Origin of the sequence: uncultured Roseibium sp. (assembly GCF_947496995.1) — a bacterium.
Taxonomy (GTDB): Bacteria; Pseudomonadota; Alphaproteobacteria; order Rhizobiales; family Stappiaceae; genus Roseibium.
Genome location: NZ_CANMFD010000002.1, coordinates 311,283 through 328,420, shown reverse-complemented (window position 1 = coordinate 328,420; position 17,138 = coordinate 311,283). Strand labels below are relative to the sequence as shown.

General features: G+C 59.1%; 15 protein-coding genes. 12 read left to right on the top strand and 3 right to left on the bottom strand.

Going from position 1 to position 17,138, the window contains the following annotated elements:
• The first annotated feature begins 3 nt into the window (after positions 1 to 3).
• Positions 4 to 1,782, top strand: coding sequence for a mechanosensitive ion channel domain-containing protein (locus tag Q1B40_RS10150; protein WP_299813366.1), 1,779 nt, complete (start codon positions 4 to 6; stop codon positions 1,780 to 1,782).
• 89 nt (positions 1,783 to 1,871) lie between these two features.
• Here the strand turns inward: Q1B40_RS10150 and Q1B40_RS10145 are convergent, their stop codons facing one another.
• Positions 1,872 to 2,897 (bottom strand): LacI family DNA-binding transcriptional regulator, encoded by a 1,026-nt coding sequence (locus Q1B40_RS10145; RefSeq protein ID WP_299813364.1) that lies wholly within the window; start codon positions 2,895 to 2,897, stop codon positions 1,872 to 1,874.
• Between the two features lie 190 nt (positions 2,898 to 3,087).
• On the opposite strand from Q1B40_RS10145, the gene Q1B40_RS10140 reads away from it, so the two are divergent.
• From Q1B40_RS10140 to Q1B40_RS10115, 6 genes are read left to right on the top strand one after another with little or no spacing between them, the layout of a single operon-like run.
• A complete protein-coding gene (locus Q1B40_RS10140; RefSeq protein WP_299813363.1) occupies positions 3,088 to 4,122 on the top strand; it encodes a TRAP transporter substrate-binding protein in 1,035 nt (344 codons plus the stop codon).
• Between the two features lie 31 nt (positions 4,123 to 4,153).
• Positions 4,154 to 4,669 (top strand): TRAP transporter small permease, encoded by a 516-nt coding sequence (locus Q1B40_RS10135; protein ID WP_299813361.1) that lies wholly within the window; start codon positions 4,154 to 4,156, stop codon positions 4,667 to 4,669.
• Positions 4,666 to 5,943 carry a TRAP transporter large permease gene (locus tag Q1B40_RS10130; RefSeq protein ID WP_299813358.1) on the top strand — a complete coding sequence of 426 codons (1,278 nt, stop codon included), beginning with the start codon at positions 4,666 to 4,668 and terminating at the stop codon, positions 5,941 to 5,943. The genes Q1B40_RS10135 and Q1B40_RS10130 overlap by 4 nt, the downstream gene beginning before the upstream one ends.
• An 8-nt stretch (positions 5,944 to 5,951) precedes the next feature.
• Positions 5,952 to 6,491, top strand: coding sequence for a VOC family protein (locus tag Q1B40_RS10125; protein ID WP_299813355.1), 540 nt, complete (start codon positions 5,952 to 5,954; stop codon positions 6,489 to 6,491).
• Between the two features lie 7 nt (positions 6,492 to 6,498).
• Positions 6,499 to 7,776: a ribulose-bisphosphate carboxylase large subunit family protein gene (locus Q1B40_RS10120; protein WP_299813352.1), complete on the top strand. Its 1,278-nt coding sequence runs from the start codon at positions 6,499 to 6,501 to the stop codon at positions 7,774 to 7,776.
• 2 nt (positions 7,777 to 7,778) lie between these two features.
• Positions 7,779 to 9,065 carry a four-carbon acid sugar kinase family protein gene (locus tag Q1B40_RS10115; protein ID WP_299813349.1) on the top strand — a complete coding sequence of 429 codons (1,287 nt, stop codon included), beginning with the start codon at positions 7,779 to 7,781 and terminating at the stop codon, positions 9,063 to 9,065.
• A 105-nt stretch (positions 9,066 to 9,170) separates the two neighbouring features.
• Here the strand turns inward: Q1B40_RS10115 and Q1B40_RS10110 are convergent, their stop codons facing one another.
• Positions 9,171 to 10,004 carry an aldo/keto reductase gene (locus Q1B40_RS10110; protein WP_299813346.1) on the bottom strand — a complete coding sequence of 278 codons (834 nt, stop codon included), beginning with the start codon at positions 10,002 to 10,004 and terminating at the stop codon, positions 9,171 to 9,173.
• A gap of 63 nt (positions 10,005 to 10,067) precedes the next feature.
• Entirely contained in the window at positions 10,068 to 11,036 is a 969-nt protein-coding gene (locus tag Q1B40_RS10105) for an aldo/keto reductase (protein WP_299813343.1), read from the bottom strand.
• 439 nt (positions 11,037 to 11,475) lie between these two features.
• Here Q1B40_RS10105 and Q1B40_RS10100 point away from each other — a divergent pair, with 439 nt between their 5' ends.
• The 5 genes from Q1B40_RS10100 to Q1B40_RS10080 all read left to right on the top strand — a co-directional run bounded on the left by Q1B40_RS10100 (position 11,476) and on the right by Q1B40_RS10080 (position 17,098).
• Complete coding sequence (locus tag Q1B40_RS10100; protein ID WP_299813341.1) at positions 11,476 to 13,311, top strand: ABC transporter substrate-binding protein; 1,836 nt, start codon at positions 11,476 to 11,478, stop codon at positions 13,309 to 13,311.
• Between the two features lie 78 nt (positions 13,312 to 13,389).
• On the top strand, positions 13,390 to 14,391 hold the full coding sequence (locus Q1B40_RS10095; RefSeq protein WP_299813338.1) for an ABC transporter permease: 1,002 nt from the start codon (positions 13,390 to 13,392) through the stop codon (positions 14,389 to 14,391).
• Positions 14,392 to 15,297 (top strand): ABC transporter permease, encoded by a 906-nt coding sequence (locus Q1B40_RS10090; RefSeq protein ID WP_299813335.1) that lies wholly within the window; start codon positions 14,392 to 14,394, stop codon positions 15,295 to 15,297.
• Positions 15,294 to 16,274, top strand: a complete 981-nt coding sequence (locus tag Q1B40_RS10085) for an ABC transporter ATP-binding protein (protein ID WP_299813333.1) — start codon at positions 15,294 to 15,296, stop codon at positions 16,272 to 16,274. Before Q1B40_RS10090 ends, Q1B40_RS10085 begins: the two co-directional genes overlap by 4 nt.
• Entirely contained in the window at positions 16,265 to 17,098 is an 834-nt protein-coding gene (locus Q1B40_RS10080) for an ABC transporter ATP-binding protein (RefSeq protein WP_299813330.1), read from the top strand. Before Q1B40_RS10085 ends, Q1B40_RS10080 begins: the two co-directional genes overlap by 10 nt.
• Positions 17,099 to 17,138 lie beyond the last annotated feature (40 nt).

Genomic DNA, 17,138 nt, shown 5'->3' with positions numbered 1-17,138 from the left:
AACATGCCCTCGACATCGCTGTTTGATGGACCCTGCCGGCTCGCCGCTCGAAAATCCGCCTGTTACGTTGCGACCGGTCTGGCACTCCACTCGCCATGGCGCGCACGATGGCTGTGTCTCATCACGCTCTGTATCGGGATCCTCTTTTCTGAAACGGCATTCCCGCAGGAGAAACCACCGGAAACCTGGTACGAAGTCGAGGCTCTGGCGAATGACCTGACGGAGGAGCAGCGTCAGGCTCTCGCAACGCCCAGAGGACTGGTTGAAACCTTTCTCAGGTTGAGCGAGGAGCAGCGCCTCGAAGAGGCGGCCATGTGCCTGAACCTCAGCGAATTTCCGGGTCAGCTCAATGCCTCGGAACCTGCGCGCCTGGCGCGGATGTTCGCAGGCGTCCTGCAACGCCGCGTGGTAATCGACTGGGCCGCCTTGCCGGATCGACCTGACGGAGTGAACACTGCACTTCCGACCAATCATCCGTTTTCAGGACAGCCGCGCCGGACTCTCAAGATCGCGGAATTGAGCGCCGAGGGGCGCCCGATCACAATCAGCATATCCCGCTACAAGCCTGAAGGTGCCGAGGCGGTCTGGCTGTTTTCCAAGCAGACGGTCTCGCGCATTGCGGAAATGCACGCTCTTTATCGACCCGGTTTGCTCGACCGGTACATCCCCCAGTCTCTGAATATCGAGGTGATCGGACCGGTTCGCCTGTGGGAGCTCTTTCTGGTCCCCTTGCTGATCGTGCTGTTCGTGGCAATGGTCATGGTACTGCGGGCCGTTATCGGCGCGCTTGCGCGTTACCTGCCGGTGAGGTTCATTCAGCGTGCCTCCCGAAAGATACGAACACCTCTGGCCATCGCCCTGACCGCACTGGCGGTTGAAAACCTTCTGGAGACCTTTCTGAGCTTTTCGGGGCCGATCAACTCCCTGCTTGCACCGGTTTTGCTCTTCACGTTGATATTCTGCCTGACACTCGCCGTCCTTCGAACCATCGATACAAGCCTGGATCTGGCGACGGAGCGCTATGTGGGCGATCTGGACAGTGAAGCGGACTCCGACCGTCGTCATCTCTACACCAACATCTACGCCGCAAGGCGCTACGTGCTGCTGGTCGCGGTGGTGGTCACGCTGGTTCTGTTTCTCATGCAGTTGAACCTGTTCGACAGTTTCGGCATGTCCTTGCTCGCATCGGCCGGGGTCGCCACGGTAATCCTGGGGATCGCTGGACAGACGGTCCTCGGAAATCTGCTGGCAAGCCTTCAGATCGCCATAGCCAAGCCCATCCGCATCGGCGATGCCGTGCTTTATGAAGGCAAGTGGTGCTACGTCGAAGCCATCTACTATACGTTCATAACGCTGCGGTCCTGGGACAGCCGCCGACTGATCGTGCCGGTAAAGTATTTCATCTCCCAGCCATTCGAAAACTGGACGATGACGGACGCCAAGAGCACGCGCAGTTTTTCCATGGAACTCGACCTCTGTGCGGACCCTGCAGCCCTTCGGGACGTGTTCGAGCGGCTGGTGAAGGACGAAGAACACTACATGCCCGACGAACTTCTGCTGGTGACCGTTGAGGAGTACGGCCAGTCAACGCAGAAGGTCATGTTCTACGCAACTGCGGACAGTCCCAGTGAAGCCTGGATGATGAACGTGCGGTTGAGTGAAAAGATGGGCAATTGGGTCAGGGAAAACAGACCGGAATGGTGGCCCCGCCTGCGTCTTGCCGATGTCGGTGTCACCAGCCGAGGGATGAGGGATGAAGTTCCGGCAAAGAGAGCAGGCTAGGATGCAGCCGACGCCGGATGCCCGGTCTTTCTGGGCGACCCGGATTGCAGAAATCAGCATCGCCGCGGATAGTCTGACCCACTTCGGAATTAATCCTTGGGCCGGCTGAATTGAGGAATGTTCTCGCGGAAAATGGTCTCCATCTTGACGGAGGTCGGCCCGGCGGCATTTTCGTCCCTCGGTTTGCCCAGCAGCCTGAGAACCGCTTCGATGATGGCGTCGGGATCCGAATTGATGACCGCATCCATCGAGCCTTCGATAAGCAGTCTGCGCGTATCGGGCGTAAGCCCGTGGCCGATGAAGACAACTTCCTCGGACTTTTCCTTTTCTCTCAGCGCTCTGGCGATACCGTCGGAGGAGCCGCCGACGTTGTAGATCCCCACAAGGTCCGGGTTCTGCTCCAGCAGCGAGATCGTATGGCGGTAATTCTGGTCGCGGTCGTCCCGTCCTTCGCGAATGCCGACAATGCGAAGGTTGGGATATTCTTCTTCCAGCAAGCCCAGAAACCCCATCTCCCGTTCGGCATGTGCCCGGTAATTGCGGCTGCCGGCCACCAGAGCGACGCTGCCCGTGTCTGAGCGGCAGAAACGTCCGAGCAGATAGGCCGCTGTGCGGCCCGCCGTCTGGTTGTCGAGACCGATATAGGCCTCGCGCGCGGGATGCTGAAGGTCGGAAACGATTGTCACGATCCTGCACCCTGCTGCACCGAGTTCCTCGACCGCCTCGCGCACCAGCGGGTGGTCGATGGCCATGAAGGCGATGCCGTCGGCCCACTTCGCATGATGGCGGACAGCGGCGGCCAGAGCGGCGGCGTTGAAACTCTCGATGAAAAAGCAGCGCACCTGCGTCTGATCGCGGGACGTCGTCTGCGCGATTTCTTTCAGCTTTTCTCCCAGGAGCCGGAAATAGGGGTTGCCGCCCATGGGGATCAGGAAGGCGATATTCGGCGGGCGCGGATGCTGCAGGCGTTCGAGTTCCGCGGCATCCATGTAGCCGAGGTCAAGCGCAGCCCGAAGCACCCGTTCCACGGTGCGTGACCTGACTCCCTTGCGCCGGTTCAGGACCCGATCGACAGTCGCAAGCGAAACATTGGCCATTTCCGCGACGTCGCTCATGAGAGGCGCCCGTTCCAAAGGTGCGGGCATTTTGCCGGGCTGTTTTGAAGACACCTCAATAAACCTCAAAAAATCTCGTTTGACCAGAAGCATGCGGTTTCCTAGCCTCAAGTCAAGTCGCGGGTTTTTCTGCTGTGAGGAGATTGAGCAGCCAGGGAAGACCCATCAAAACACATCAAGGGAGGAAATGATGAAACGTAATATCCTGACTCACTGCGCCGGCAGTATGACCCGCAGGTCCGCGCTTGCGCTCTGCCTGGCCGCTTCCGCTTCTGTAATGCTGCCGAGCCTGGCGTCGGCACAGTCGACCTCGCTGCGTTATGCCCATAACAACGAACCGGCAAGTGTCGCCGGCGCGCAGGCGGACTGGTTCGCCGAAGCCGTCGGCAAACATTCCGGTGGTGACATCGAAGTGCAGGTGTTTCCGTCCTCCCAGCTTGGAAAGCTGAAGGAGCTGGCGGAAGCCGTATCTCTGGGAACGATCGATTTTTCCCACAACACGGCCGGCGGCATCGGGTCCCTGTATGAGCCGTTTGCCGCACTCGACACGCCCTACCTCTACCGCGACGTCGACCATCTCATGAAGGTCATGGACGTCAACTCGCCGGTCATGCAGGAGCTGAACGAGGGGCTGATCGAAGCCGCGAACATCCGGGTGATCTACGCCCACTATTTCGGGCGCCGGAACCTGACCGCCAACAAGGCCGTTCGGTCTCCTGAAGATCTCGCCGGTGAAAAAATCCGCGCCGTACCGTTTCCGATCTACACCACGGCCGTTGAAGGCCTGGGCGCGGCAGCTGTTCCCGTCGACTGGTCCGAAGTGCCGACAGCCCTGGCAACCGGTGTGGTCGCCGGCCAGGAGAACCCGGTCAACGTGGTTCTCAATGTCAAGCTTTACGAAGTGCAGTCTCACCTGATGCAGACCGGCCACATGTCCAATGCCGAAGTCGTCGTGATGAACGAGGATTCCTGGCAGAGACTGTCCGATGAACAAAAGGCAGCCATCACTGCCGCCGCCAGTGAAATCCGCGAGCGCGCGACAAAGGCGATCGAGGAGAACGAGGAAAAGGACACCCAGGCCCTGCGTGATCTTGGCATGACCGTCATCGGACCGGATGATGGGCTCCAGGTCGAGGCCTTCCGGGAATCGGTGCAAAAACTTGTCGATGAGCGCTTCGGCGAAAAATACGGTGCGCTCTACGACAAGATCAGAGCGATCAAGTAAGACCAGACGGTCCGGAAAAGAGCAGGCGGTCATGAGCAGCATTCTTTCAGTCAGCCGAGAGGTCTTGATGCTCGCCGCACGTCTTTGCCGGACCGTTTCCGTATTCCTTCTGGCACTCATGGCCATTTTGATCGTCGCACAGGTTGCCGGTCGCAACATGCTTGATCTGGGTATGCCCTGGGCGGACGAACTGGCCCGTTTCTGCGGTGTTTCGCTCGTGTTCCTGGGCGTGCCGGTCCTGGCTCTGCAAGGTCGCCACGTGGCCGTCGACATCGTGCCGACGAGCCTTCCCGAAAGGCTGGGCCGGTACCTGAATTGCCTCAGCGAATTCGCCGTCCTGGCGTTCGCAGTCATCACCCTGATCGGCTTTCAGTCCTTTCTGTCGCGGGCCTGGAAATTCTCCACACCATCGCTGGGACTGCCAAACTGGGTCTTCTACGCACCGGCCCTGATCGGCTTCGCACTCCTCCTGATGATATCCGCCGTTCGACTTGCCGAGCTTCTCAGCGGCAACTCACCGGACGGGGAAAACAGCAAAAACCCATGAGCCTTGTCCTCGTCCTTCTGTTCATTTTCTGCCTGCTGATCGGCGTGCCGATTGCCGTGGCTCTCGGTCTTGCCTCGTCGGTGGTGATCGTTGCGTTCGGATTGCCGATCAACGTCTTGGCTCAACGTGCCGTCAACTCCCTCGACACCACGCCGCTGCTGGCGGTTCCGTTGTTCATTCTTGCTGCAAGCCTGCTGAATGCGATGGGGGTGACCACGCATATATTCGATCTGGTGCGCTTGCTCGTCGGCAGGTTCCGCGGCGCGGTCGCGCAGGTTTCCATTCTCGTCAGCCTGATCTTTTCCGGTGTCTCCGGTGCGGCGCTCGCCGATATCGGTGCGCTCGGCAAGATCCAGATCGATCAGATGACGGCGCAAGGTTACAAGAAGAATTTCGCGGCGGGGATCACCATAGCGGCGGCCACCATTGGCCCGATTTTCCCGCCGTCGATCCCGATCATCATCTATGCCAGCGTCGCCAACGTTTCAGCTGTTCAGTTGTTGATCGCCGGCATCGTTCCGGCTGTCCTGATCACCATTTTCCTCATGATCCAGGTTGCCATTGTCGCCCGGATCTACGACCTGCCCAGAGATACGGTCAGCCCGTCCTTGCGGGCGGTTGCCCGGAAGGCGCTTGTCTCCATACCGGCGCTGCTGGCCCCCATTCTTCTGATCGGTGGTCTGATCAGCGGCTATTTCGGCCCGACCGAAGTTGCCGGGGTGACAGTGGCCTATGCTCTCCTTATCGGATTTTGCATATATAGAACGCTGACCCCACGGGCGGTCCTTGAGAGCCTGAAGGAAACGGCGGAGGCGACTGCGGGCGTACTCTTCATTGTCTCCACGGCGGCGCTTTTCGCCTGGGTCCTCACCCTGGACCAGGTACCTGCAAAGGCGGGCGCTTTCCTGCTGGGTCTGTCGGATGATCCTTTCGTCCTGCTGCTTTTGCTGAATGTGCTGCTGCTCGTCGTCGGCATGGTGCTGGAATCCATCGCAGCCATCTTGATCATCGCCCCGATCGTCGCGCCCGCGATGCATGCGGCCGGCGTCGATCCGCTGCAGCTCGGGATCGTCTTCGTGCTCAATCTGATGATCGGACTGCTGACGCCGCCCATCGGCATGAGCCTCTACATGGTGGCGATCGTCGCAAAGATGCCCGTCCATTCGGTCATCCGCGGCGTGCTGCCGTTCTTCATTCCGCTTCTTCTGTCACTGCTCGCCGTTTCCGCCGTTCCGGCCGTCTCGACGATGCTTCCAAAACTCTTCATGCAATAGGTACAAAGATGAGCAGGTTCCTGGGACCGATCCGTCAGCTTGGCTACGTGGTTGACGACATTGAGGCCGCGATGGCCCACTGGTACGATGTCATGGGCGTCGGCCCGTGGTACTACAATCCCAAAGTCCCGATTGAAGACTATCTCTATGACGGCAAGGCCTATGAGGTGCACAACTCGGTTGCGCTCGCCAACAGTGGCCCGGTGCAGGTCGAACTCATCCAGACGCGCAACGATGCGCCGTCGATGTACAGGGATTTCAAACAGGCCGGGCACCTGGGTCTTCAGCATGTCGCATTCTGGACCCAGAACTACGACGGCGATCTTGCAAGGATGGAAGCCGACGGTTTCTGTCAGAAGATGAGTGGCAAGGTCGGCGAGAACGGACGCTTCGTCTATTTCGACCGGGAAGCCCATCCGGGCACCGTGATCGAACTGTCCGAGGTTGTCGGCCCCAAGGGCCGTCTGTTCGATCTGATCCGGGAAGCGTCAAACGGCTGGGACGGTTCCGATCCCGTCCGTCCGTTTCCGGACCTGTCCACTTTTTGAGGCCTGAATGACCCGAGAAACCATAACAGCGGACTATCTGATAGAAACGCCGCTCGATCCGGAAACCGTCGCGGGCATCATGGCGGGCGAGCAAAGCTGCGGGACCTTCGTCCGGGTCGCGGGGGAAACCGACGAACTGCGCTTGCGGGCCGCGGCCCAGGTGATGTCGGTCGAGGAGCTGGAGCCAGCCGGCGAGGCAAGTCTCCCGAGTTCCTACATGGAGCGCAAGGGATATACCGGCCCGTGGCGCCGGGCGAAGATCAGAATAGCCTATCCGACCGCCAATATCGGCGCCAATCTGCCGACGTTGGCATCCACTGTCGCGGGCAATCTTTATGATCTCGGCGAAGTGTCCGGTCTTCGTCTTGTCGATGTGACCCTGCCTGCGTCCTACAGGGCCCGTTTCGAGATGCCGAAACTCGGTGTCGAGGGCACACGCAAAAGCCTGAATGTTAAGGACCGGCCGCTCTTCGGGACCATCGTCAAACCGAATGTAGGGCTTTCTCCCTCCGAGATCGCCGATCTGGTCTCCATGATGTGCGAAGCCGGTGTGGATTTCATCAAGGACGATGAAATCTGCGCCAATCCGGACCATGCGCCGCTCGCAGAACGGGTTCCGGCCGTCATGGCCGTCATCAGGGCCTACCGCGAACGCACCGGCCGCAATGTGCTGATGGCGTTCAACGTCACGGACGAAACGGACGCCATGCGCCGTCATGCGGACCTTGTGGCGCAGGAAGGCGGGGACTGCGTGATGGCCAGTCTCAACTGGTGCGGACTGTCGGCAATGCAGTCCCTGCGCAAATCCACCCCGTTGGCCATACACGCACACCGGAACGGATATGGCGCCCTGTCGCGCCACCCGCTGCTGGGGATCGGTGTCGAAGCCTATCTGGCACTCTACCGGCTTGCGGGGATCGACCACCTGCATGTCCACGGGATCGGCGGAAAGTTCTCCGATTCCGACGACGAGGTGGTGACGGCCGGGCGGCGCTGCCTGCAGCCGGTCGCGGTTGATGCCAGGGACACTTCGGATCTGGTCATGCCGGTCTACTCTTCCGGCCAATGGGCAGGTACATTGCCCGCAACCATGAAAGCTGCCGGTTCGTCCGATTTCATGTTTCTTGCCGGTGGCGGCATCCTGGCGCATCCCGAAGGTCCCGCGGCTGGCGTTGCAAGCCTGCGTCAGGCCTACGAGGCGACTGCCGAGGGCATTGAGCTGGACCGGGCCGCAGAGGAATATCCCGAGCTTGCTGCCGCGCTCGCGTTTTACGGAGGACGGTGAGGGTGGCGCCGGTGCCCTATGTCTTCATCGGCGACGATTTTACCGGTGCTTCCGATACGCTCGCCACGCTTTCCGAGCGGAGATGGCGGACGCAGCTCTATCTCCGGACACCCGCTGCAGACACCGTAAGCAGCGAGAATCTTGATGCGCTCGGCATCGCAACGGATCTGAGGGCCTTGCCGCCAGAGGTGATAATCCGCCATATCGATATGCTTGCCCCGCAAGTGGCGGCGTTTCGTCCGCGCATTGTCCACTACAAGGTCTGCTCCACCTTCGATTCCGCGGTGCATACAGGAAACATCGGGGCTGCGGTCGGCGCGCTTGAACGGCATCTTCAACCGGCCGTGACTGCGATTATCGGCGGTCAGCCGAGCCTCGGCCGCTACTGTTCTTTTGGAACTCTGTTTGCCCGGGGAGGCGACGGCGAAACTTACCGCATAGACCGGCATCCGGTGATGAAACGCCATCCGATCACACCGATGACGGAGGCGGATCTGCGCCTGCATCTGGGTGGGCAGGGTCTTGATGGTCTTCAGCTCGTCGGTTTGACCGAACTTGCCAAGGGAGAGAAAGCCCTGGCATCGCTTCTGCGCGAGGCCGTTCAGCCCGGGCAAAAACGCTTTCTCTTCGATGCGACGGACCAGCATCATCTTGAGATCATCGGCAGGGTGCTCACCGAGATAGCAACAGGTAGCGGCGATCCGCTGCTGTTGGTCGGAGCGAGCAGCGTTGCAGAGGCGCTGGTAACCGCTAGGCCTATCCCCAGGGAAAGCATGCAAGCGGCTCCGGCGGATCACCCGGGCGCACCCTGCCTGATTGTCGCTGGAAGCCGCTCTTCCGTCACGGCCGAGCAGGTCGCGACCGCCGTGTCCTTCAGGAAACGTGCCGTGACTGCAAAAGACCTTGAAGACGAGACGCTTTTCGCAGCGCTCGTGGAGGAATGCTGTGAAAGCATCCGGGAAGGCAGGCACATGCTGGCCCACCTTCTCCCCGAGGAGGAATATGGGCTTTCCGCCAAGGACCTGTCGTCACATCTTGCCGAACTGGTGTCACGTGTCTTGGCCCGGGTCCCCTTGCAGGTTCTCGGAATTGCAGGCGGCGACACATCCAGCATCATCGCGCAGAACATAGGTCTGGAAAGCCTGGAATTCGAAAAAAGACTGGGGAAGGGCGTTGCCGTTTGCCGAGCCCGTTCCCGCATCGCTCATCGGGACGGCCTGCGCGTGATGTTCAAGGGCGGGCAGGTCGGGGCACCGGATGTTTTCGATGCTTTCGTTCTCGGGTCCTGAAGTGAATGGCCTCCAGCCGCAGCCGGTTGGAGGCCAAAAGGTCGGACATTTTCAGGAAATATCGCCTTCAGTCCGGCAAACACGGAACACTGCCCCGGCAGTTCCCTAGAACCCGAACGTGTCGGGATCCGGTCCGAGCCGTTTGTTCTGATCGAGCGCGTCAAGAACACTCATGTCCGCCTCGGAGAGCTCGAAATCGAAGATCCCGGCATTTTCCTGAATGCGGCTGGCGCGGACGGACTTGGGGATGGTCACGACACCATGCTGCAGGTCCCAACGCAGGACGATCTGGGCAGGGGTCTTGCCGTATTTTTCTCCAAGGGCGGCGAATGTTTTATCACTGGCGACCTGTCCCTGCATTAGGGGGCTCCAGGCTTCCACGACAATCTTGTGCTCCTTGCAGAAGCCAAGCAGGTCCGGCTGAACCAGATGGGGATGGAATTCTACCTGATTGACCGTGGGAACGACCTCGGCGACCGCCAGAAGTTCCTCAAGGTGATGAGGAAGAAAGTTGCTGACCCCGATGGCCTTGGCGCGGCCGCTCGCGTAGATCTCCTCCATGGCCTTCCATGTCTCGGTAATGTGTTCCCGGACGGGCCAGTGCACGAGGTAGAGGTCGACATAGTCGGTTCCGAGGCGGTCAAGGCTCTCCTGAAAAGCGCTCGAGGCCCGTCTTGAGCGCTGGTCGTCATTCCACAGCTTCGTGGTCACGAACAGCTCCTCGCGCGCAATGGACGTCTCGCGGAGCGCCTGGCCGACGCCGGTTTCATTCTTGTAGACCGCAGCGGTGTCGAGGCTGCGATAACCGGCGTCGAGCGCATGAAGGCACGCCTGCCGTGCTTCGTCATCCGACATCTGAAAGACACCGAGCCCCAGCCAGGGCATCCGTGTTCCGTTGTTCAGTTCAACCCGGTCGTTGATGTTGTTGAGTGTGCTCATCCTGTGCCTCCGTTCGGGTTTGTGGACTGCGGCCGCTTTTTCCGCTCACGCATGTCGGTTGTGTTACCAGGCATAATCTTCCGGCGCTGTCTTGTGTCCGGGAAAGATCTCGTCGAGCCGCGACAACGCCGTCTCGTCAAGCGTCAGGTCCAGGGCACGGATTGATGCCTCCAGGTGTTCGGACGTTCTCGGTCCGATAATCGGACCCGTGACGCCCGGCTGATGCAAGAGCCAGGCCAGGGCAACATCGCCGGGTTCATGACCCAGTTCGTCGCAGAAAGCCTCGTATTGTTCAATCCTTGGACGAAGCGCCTCCAGCGTCTTGGCGGCGCGGCCTTCCAGGCGTCTGATTCCCTGATTCTGCTTTCGTAGGACGCCGCCCAGCAATCCTCCGTGCAGGGGTGACCAGGGAATGACCCCAAGACCTAAGTCCCGGCAGGCCGGAAGGACCTCCAGTTCGAGGCTTCTTTCGATCAGATTGTAGATGGACTGCTCTGATACAAGCCCCATGAAATTGCGCGAACTGGCGACGCCCTGCGCCTTGGCGATATGCCATCCGGCAAAGTTCGAACTGCCGGCATAGAGGATCTTGCCCTGTTGAACGGCGATCTCCATTGCCTGCCAGATCTCCTCCCAGGGTGTGTCGCGATCGATATGGTGAAACTGGTAGAGGTCGATGTAGTCGGTCTTCAGGCGCTTGAGGCTGGCATCCAGCGCCCTGCGGATATTCAGGGCGGAAAGCTTGCCGTCGTTCGGCCAGTCTCCCATCAATCCGTAAAGCTTGGTTGCAAGGACAGTTTTATGACGGCGTGTGCCACCTTGCGAGAACCAGTCTCCGATAAGGGTTTCGGTATCGCCATAGTCGGGGCGGCCGTAGCGGTTGGCGGTATCGAAAAAGTTGATTCCGTGTTCATGCGCCGCATCCATCAGCGTGAACGCGTCCGGTTTTCCAGTGGTCCATGTGAAATTCATCGTGCCCAGGCAAAGGCGGCTGACTGTGAGGCCGGTGCGGCCCAAACGGGTGTATTCCATGAGTTTTCGATGTCCTGAAGATATCGCAAAGTCCGCTTTGCGGAAGGGTGAGATCCGGAAAAATTACAAGGTCCAGTGTAAACGCTTTGCCCTCGTGTTGACTACTGGTATAATAAGTACATATGATATTATCATAACGGCGATAATCCGGTATACCATATACAAAATAAACAATTGAAGGGGAGCGAAGGGGAGAGACAGACTGAAAATATGCGAATGAATGTAGATATTTGCCAGCAAGCAAGAACTCAAAAATAAAAATGATAACGGGTCTCGTTGAGCATTGAGGAGTGCTTCGGTGGGGTCCAGTTTGAAACGGCAAATGTTGTTAGTTACCGCATAATACAAGCAGAATGGGAGGAAGTTTATGAATCCGTTTCGCCAAATACTCTTGGCGTCCGCGGTGGGAGCCCTGTGGGCTACAGCCGCGACAGCACAGATGACCGATGTAGGTACGCCGAGAAACGAAACGCTCATCGTACAGACATTCGATGGCCGCTCGTCCAACGCCACGCAAATGAACCCGCTGAACAGATACGCACACTGGCGCGGGTTTCGCGAACTTGGCTGGAGCTATCTCTGGGAAATGGACACCTCGACAGGTGAATCCTACCCCGAACTGGCCGTCGGCTTTCCTGAGGTCCTGAACGACGACCACACCAAATTTCGCATCAAGATTCGTGAAGGCGTCCACTGGAGCGACGGCGAGGAATTCACGACCGACGACATCATTTTCACGATCGACACCGCCTTCAAGTATCGCGACAAGCTGACAAACGTCACGAACTACGTCACCTTCCTCAAGGACTGGAAGAAGATCGACGATTACACGTTCGAAGTCGAGACGCAGAAGCCGTCCTACGACTTCGTGACCCGGATGGGTGTCTATACCTGGGGCTCGCATATCGTCTGGCTGCCGGAACACGTTTTGGCTCCCATTGGCGATGAGATCGTCACCTACAACAACGAAAAACCCGTTCTGCTTGGTCCTTACACGGTCAAGGAATACGACCCGAACGGCTTCTGGCAGCTTTGGGAAAAGCGTGACGACTGGGAGCGTTCTGGCTGGGGAAATCTCGGCGAACCGACACCGAAATACATCCTTTACAAGGACTTCGGGACGGAAGAGACCCGCAGTCTGGCATTCGTTCAGAACCAGTACGACATCGACACCTTCATGAGCCCCGACACCATCGAGGCCGCCCAGAAGCGTAATCCGGCTATCGAAACCTTCGCGCCGGTGTTCCCCTTCCATGACATGAACGACGCATGCGGATGGGGTGTCTATTTCAACCTGCAGAAGTCGCCCTATGACATAAAGGAACTTCGCTGGGCGCTTGCCCTGTCGCTGGACCTCCAGCAGGTCGGCATCAGCGCTCTCAACGGCCAGTTCAAGTCGACGGCTCTGCCCGTTGCCGACACTCCGGTGACGCGGCCGATCTTCCACGAGCCGATGCGGGATTTCCTGACGAACCTCACGCTGTCAGACGGCTACAAGCCCTTCGACACCTCTTTCAACCAGGAACTCGTCAAGGTTCTGGCGGAGCAGGGTGTCGATCCCGAGAAACTGCCTGTGGGCGATGCCATTGTGGATTCCTTCGGCTTCGGCTGGTGGAAGCACGATCCGGCGGAAGCGGAAAAGCTGCTGGCCTCGGTCGGCATCGAAAAGGGCAGCGACGGGTTCTATGCGCTTCCCGACGGATCGCCGATGGTGCTTGAGTTCGTTTATCCGGCGGACTGGAACAAGATCCTGCAGCGGCTTGGCTTCTCGATTGCCGACAGCTGGCGTCAGGCCGGGTTCAACATCAATGCGCGCCAGGTCGATAACGGTGAATTCAACACCTACATGCGGACCAACGCACGCTTTCAGATGACGATCGCCTGGAACCAGCAGTGCGTCTTCAACGCCAACTGGCGCAACAACTGGCGGCAGTGGTCTCCCGAATTCGTCCTTCCGGCGGATTCCACCGACGCCGACCAGCGTCTGGACGGCAACTACGTTCGTATCACCGACCCGAGGATCTACGATCTGGTGGCCGCCGGTGCGACCGTTCCCACGGACGACCCCAAGATGGCTGAACTTGGACGGGACATCCAGGAGATCGTGGTCGAGGAGATGTACATGCTCCCGCTCATGAGCATTCCGACGACCATCCCGACCAACAACACCTACTGGACCAACTACACCAAGGCGGACAACTTCTATGCGCTGCCCTACTCGTGGTGGAGTTCGTTCAAGAAAACCGTCGTGAATATCGAGCCGTCAGGCAAGTAATCGCGGCCAGGTGTCGAAGACGAGGCGGTCCTACGCCGCCTCGTCGAACGTCCATCACGAAATTTGCGGGAGCACACCGTGGGCGTCCTAACGTTCATCGCCAAACGGATAGCGCTATATTTCGCTGTTCTTTTTATCGGACTATCCATCACGTTCGCCCTTCCACGGTTCATGCCGGTCAATCCGATTGACGGCTATATCGGCGAACTTCAGAGCCGTGCCAGCGCGACGATCGCGCCTGAGGGGCTCGCCGAGTTGCGCAAGAGCCTGGAAGAGCTTTACGGCCTTCAGGGCAGTGTCTTCGAGCAATATCTGGCCTACATGAAGCGGGTCGTGATCGATTTCGATTTCGGACCGTCCTACACGTATTTCCCGCATCCCGTCTCGTCCATGCTGGCAGAAGCCCTGCCATGGACCATGGGCCTGCTCATGACTGCAACAGTGATCGCCTGGTGCCTGGGAAACACGGTGGGCCTGGTGGCAGGCTATTTCTACAAGAAACGGGCCGCCTCGATCCTGGAGTTCGTGGGTATTCTGCTCTACCCGATCCCGTACTACATCCTGGCGATCTCGGTCCTGATGATCTTCGCCTACATATTCCCGATCTTTCCATTGTCCGCGACGTTCCCGGTCGGCGACATGACCTGGGCCAAGGTCGGCACGATCCTGTACAATTCACTGCTGCCGGGCCTGGCGCTCGTCCTTGCCGGTTTCGGATGGAACATCCTCAGCATGAAGGCGCTGGCGATCGCAACCAGCGAGGAGCCTTACGTTACCTTTGCGCGCCTCAAGGGGACTACGCATCGGACCCGGATGCTCCGCTATGTTTTCCGCAATGCGCTGTTGCCGCAGGTGACCGCCCTGGCCTTGTCCCTGGGTGTCATCTTCAACGGCGCGCTTCTGACGGAAATCATTTTTTCCTATCCGGGCATCGGACTGATCATGCGCCAGGCCGCCAGTGGCGGAGACTACAATGTTCTCTATGGCGCAATAACCGTCTCGATCATCGCGGTCGCCACGGCAGGGCTCCTGATCGACCTTGCGTATCCTCTTCTCGACCCAAGAATCCGGCATAAATAGATGGCAGAAATTGGCGAAACCGCACCTTCATTACCGGCGCCGGCAGTCCGGACCTCCTCGCGACGCAAGGAAACAATCCTCTGGCTGCTTACGCCCCGGTTGATCATCGGCCTGACCATCCTGCTCGTCATGGGAGGCGGCAGCATGATTCTTCCGGTGTTCGCACCGGTCGATCCCTCTTTTCAGGGGTCCTACACACGAAACCTGCCACCCTCGTTCGATCATCTGCTTGGAACCACCGCGCTCGGCCAGGATATCTTCTGGTATCTGGTCTATTCCATCCGCAACTCGTTGATCCTGGGCATCGTTGTCGCGATAGGGGTCACGGTGATCGCCACGACCGTCGGCCTCAGTGCGGGCTTTGTCGGTGGCAATTTCGAGCGGTTCGTGATGCTCATCGTCGACACGATCATCACCATACCGTTGCTGCCGGTTCTGATCATTCTGGGCGCATTGATCCGCGGCAACACCTCATTTCTGGCCGTGGGCTTCATCATCATCCTCTTCGGCTGGGCCTGGGATGCCAGAACCGTCAGATCCATGGCGTTGTCGCTGCGGGAGCGTGAGTTCATCAACATGGCGCGGTTCTCGGGGGCCAACACGCCACAGATCATCCTCAGGGAAGTCTTTCCCTATGTCTCCGCCTACATCCTGGTCGGTTTCATCAATGTGATCCTTTTTGCGATCAACACGGAAGCCGCCCTGGCGGTGATCGGCCTGTCGAAGGTCGAGGTTCCGACGCTTGGATCGATCATATTCTGGGCGCTCAATTTCAACGCGCTCTTTACCGGCCATTACGCCTGGATGATCGCCCCGATCGTGGCAACGGTGACATTGTTTCTGGGCCTCTTCCTGACATCGACCGGCTTCAACGCCGCATTCGCAACCAAGCGTGGTGTGCAATGATTGAATTGAATGACATCGTGGTCAGCTACCGGACCGGACGCGGCAGCATCAACGCTGTGGACGGGGTGAACCTGCAGATACCCGAAGGCTGCATCGTCGGCATTGCCGGGGAATCGGGCTGCGGAAAGTCGACGCTGATGCGCGCGATATACGGTGACATTCTCTCACCGATGTCGCTGTCTTCGGGGACGATCGAATACGGGTTCAACGACAGCAGCGGCAAACCGGTCACGAGTGAAAACGTTCGCGACGAATGGTTCAAGACGCTGTCCTACATCCCGCAGAGCTCGATGAACTCGATGAACCCGGTCATCAGGATCCGGGAGCAGTTCATCGATTTTCCCGGCACTGACCCGAACAAGAAACGGGTTCTGGAGAAGGTGAGGGAGTATATCGGCAAACTCGGTCTGCCGGCGGAGGCACTCGATTCCTTTCCGCATCAGCTCTCCGGAGGCATGCGGCAACGGATGATGATCGCCCTTGCCACATTCTTCCAGCCCAACCTGATCATCGCCGATGAACCGACGACCGCCCTGGATGTTGTCGTCCAGAAGGAAATCCTGCTTTTGCTGATGGAACTGCAGGAGCAGATGGGCAATACGATCCTGATCGTGTCGCACGACATGGGGGTGCACTACCAGGTCACCCACAAGATGCTCATCATGTATGCGGCCAAGGCCGCGGAATATGGCGATTCAGACAGTGTTTTCGCCGAGCCGCTGCATCCCTATACGAAAATGCTCATCGGGTCGCTTCCCACCATTGGAGAAGATCGTGCCCGGCACGGTATTCCGGGCAGTCCACCCAGCCTGTGGGGAGACCTGCATGGCTGCCGGTTCGCCGAACGCTGTCCGTTGGCGACCGGTCTTTGCCGGAGCCAGGAGCCGCCGCTCGTGGAACACAAACCCGGCCATTTCGCCGCCTGTCACTTCGCAGGTGCAGATCTTCCCGACACAGGAGACGCCGGATGGCAGTGATCCTCAAGACAGTCGGTCTGAACAAGGTTTACCGCCTTGGCAGTTTCTTCCGGGCGAAGAAAATTCAGGCGCTGGACAACGTCAACATCACCGTCGAAAGCGACCGGCCGGTGATCATCGCCGTCGTCGGGGAATCCGGAAGCGGCAAGACGACCCTGGCCAAGACCTTGCTGCGGCTGGAAGTGCCGACATCCGGCTCGGCCATCGTCTACGACAAGGAAGTCGCCGGCGCAGGCTCACGGCCCTCGCGGCGGGAGTTCCTGCAATCGATCCAGCCGATTTTCCAGAACCCTTTCGAGGCATTCAGCCGCTACCGGAACGTCGACGCCTACCTTCACGAGACCGCCATTCGCGTCGCGGGGCTTTCGGCAGAGGACGCCAGGGATGCGGTTGCCCATGCGTTGTCGTCGGTCGGTCTGGAATACAATGACGTGGTCGGCAAATACACCAACCAGTTCTCGGGCGGTGAACTGCAGCGGATTTCCGTCGCCAGGGCCCTGATACCCGAACCCAGCCTTATCGTGGCCGACGAACCGGTGAGCATGATCGACGCATCGCGCCGGATGATCATCATCAACCTGTTCAGGAAACTGCGCGACGAGGAGGGCCGCAGCTTCCTCTACATCACCCACGATCTGGCAACCGCCTATTACATCAGCGATTTCATCGCCGTGATGAAGAAGGGGCAGGTCGTCGAGTTCGGCAAGGCGCAGGCCGTCATGTCCGATCCGCAGCACGACTACACCCGCCTTCTACTCAATTCCATTCCCACAACCCGTCAGCGCTGGCGTCCTCGCAACGTCGCGCCGGCCACCTTGAACTGACGGCCCTAAAGGGCCTCGGACAATCAACATCAATACGCCA

Coding starts and splice junctions, on each gene's coding strand:
- Q1B40_RS10135 (WP_299813361.1), top strand. CDS start 4,154: ATGAGCAGCATTCTTTCAGTCAGCCGAGAGGTCTTGATGCTCGCCGCA.
- Q1B40_RS10130 (WP_299813358.1), top strand. CDS start 4,666: ATGAGCCTTGTCCTCGTCCTTCTGTTCATTTTCTGCCTGCTGATCGGC.
- Q1B40_RS10085 (WP_299813333.1), top strand. CDS start 15,294: ATGATTGAATTGAATGACATCGTGGTCAGCTACCGGACCGGACGCGGC.
- Q1B40_RS10140 (WP_299813363.1), top strand. CDS start 3,088: ATGAAACGTAATATCCTGACTCACTGCGCCGGCAGTATGACCCGCAGG.
- Q1B40_RS10145 (WP_299813364.1), bottom strand. CDS start 2,897: ATGAGCGACGTCGCGGAAATGGCCAATGTTTCGCTTGCGACTGTCGAT.
- Q1B40_RS10090 (WP_299813335.1), top strand. CDS start 14,392: ATGGCAGAAATTGGCGAAACCGCACCTTCATTACCGGCGCCGGCAGTC.
- Q1B40_RS10110 (WP_299813346.1), bottom strand. CDS start 10,004: ATGAGCACACTCAACAACATCAACGACCGGGTTGAACTGAACAACGGA.
- Q1B40_RS10150 (WP_299813366.1), top strand. CDS start 4: ATGCCCTCGACATCGCTGTTTGATGGACCCTGCCGGCTCGCCGCTCGA.
- Q1B40_RS10120 (WP_299813352.1), top strand. CDS start 6,499: ATGACCCGAGAAACCATAACAGCGGACTATCTGATAGAAACGCCGCTC.
- Q1B40_RS10105 (WP_299813343.1), bottom strand. CDS start 11,036: ATGGAATACACCCGTTTGGGCCGCACCGGCCTCACAGTCAGCCGCCTT.
- Q1B40_RS10100 (WP_299813341.1), top strand. CDS start 11,476: ATGACCGATGTAGGTACGCCGAGAAACGAAACGCTCATCGTACAGACA.
- Q1B40_RS10080 (WP_299813330.1), top strand. CDS start 16,265: ATGGCAGTGATCCTCAAGACAGTCGGTCTGAACAAGGTTTACCGCCTT.
- Q1B40_RS10125 (WP_299813355.1), top strand. CDS start 5,952: ATGAGCAGGTTCCTGGGACCGATCCGTCAGCTTGGCTACGTGGTTGAC.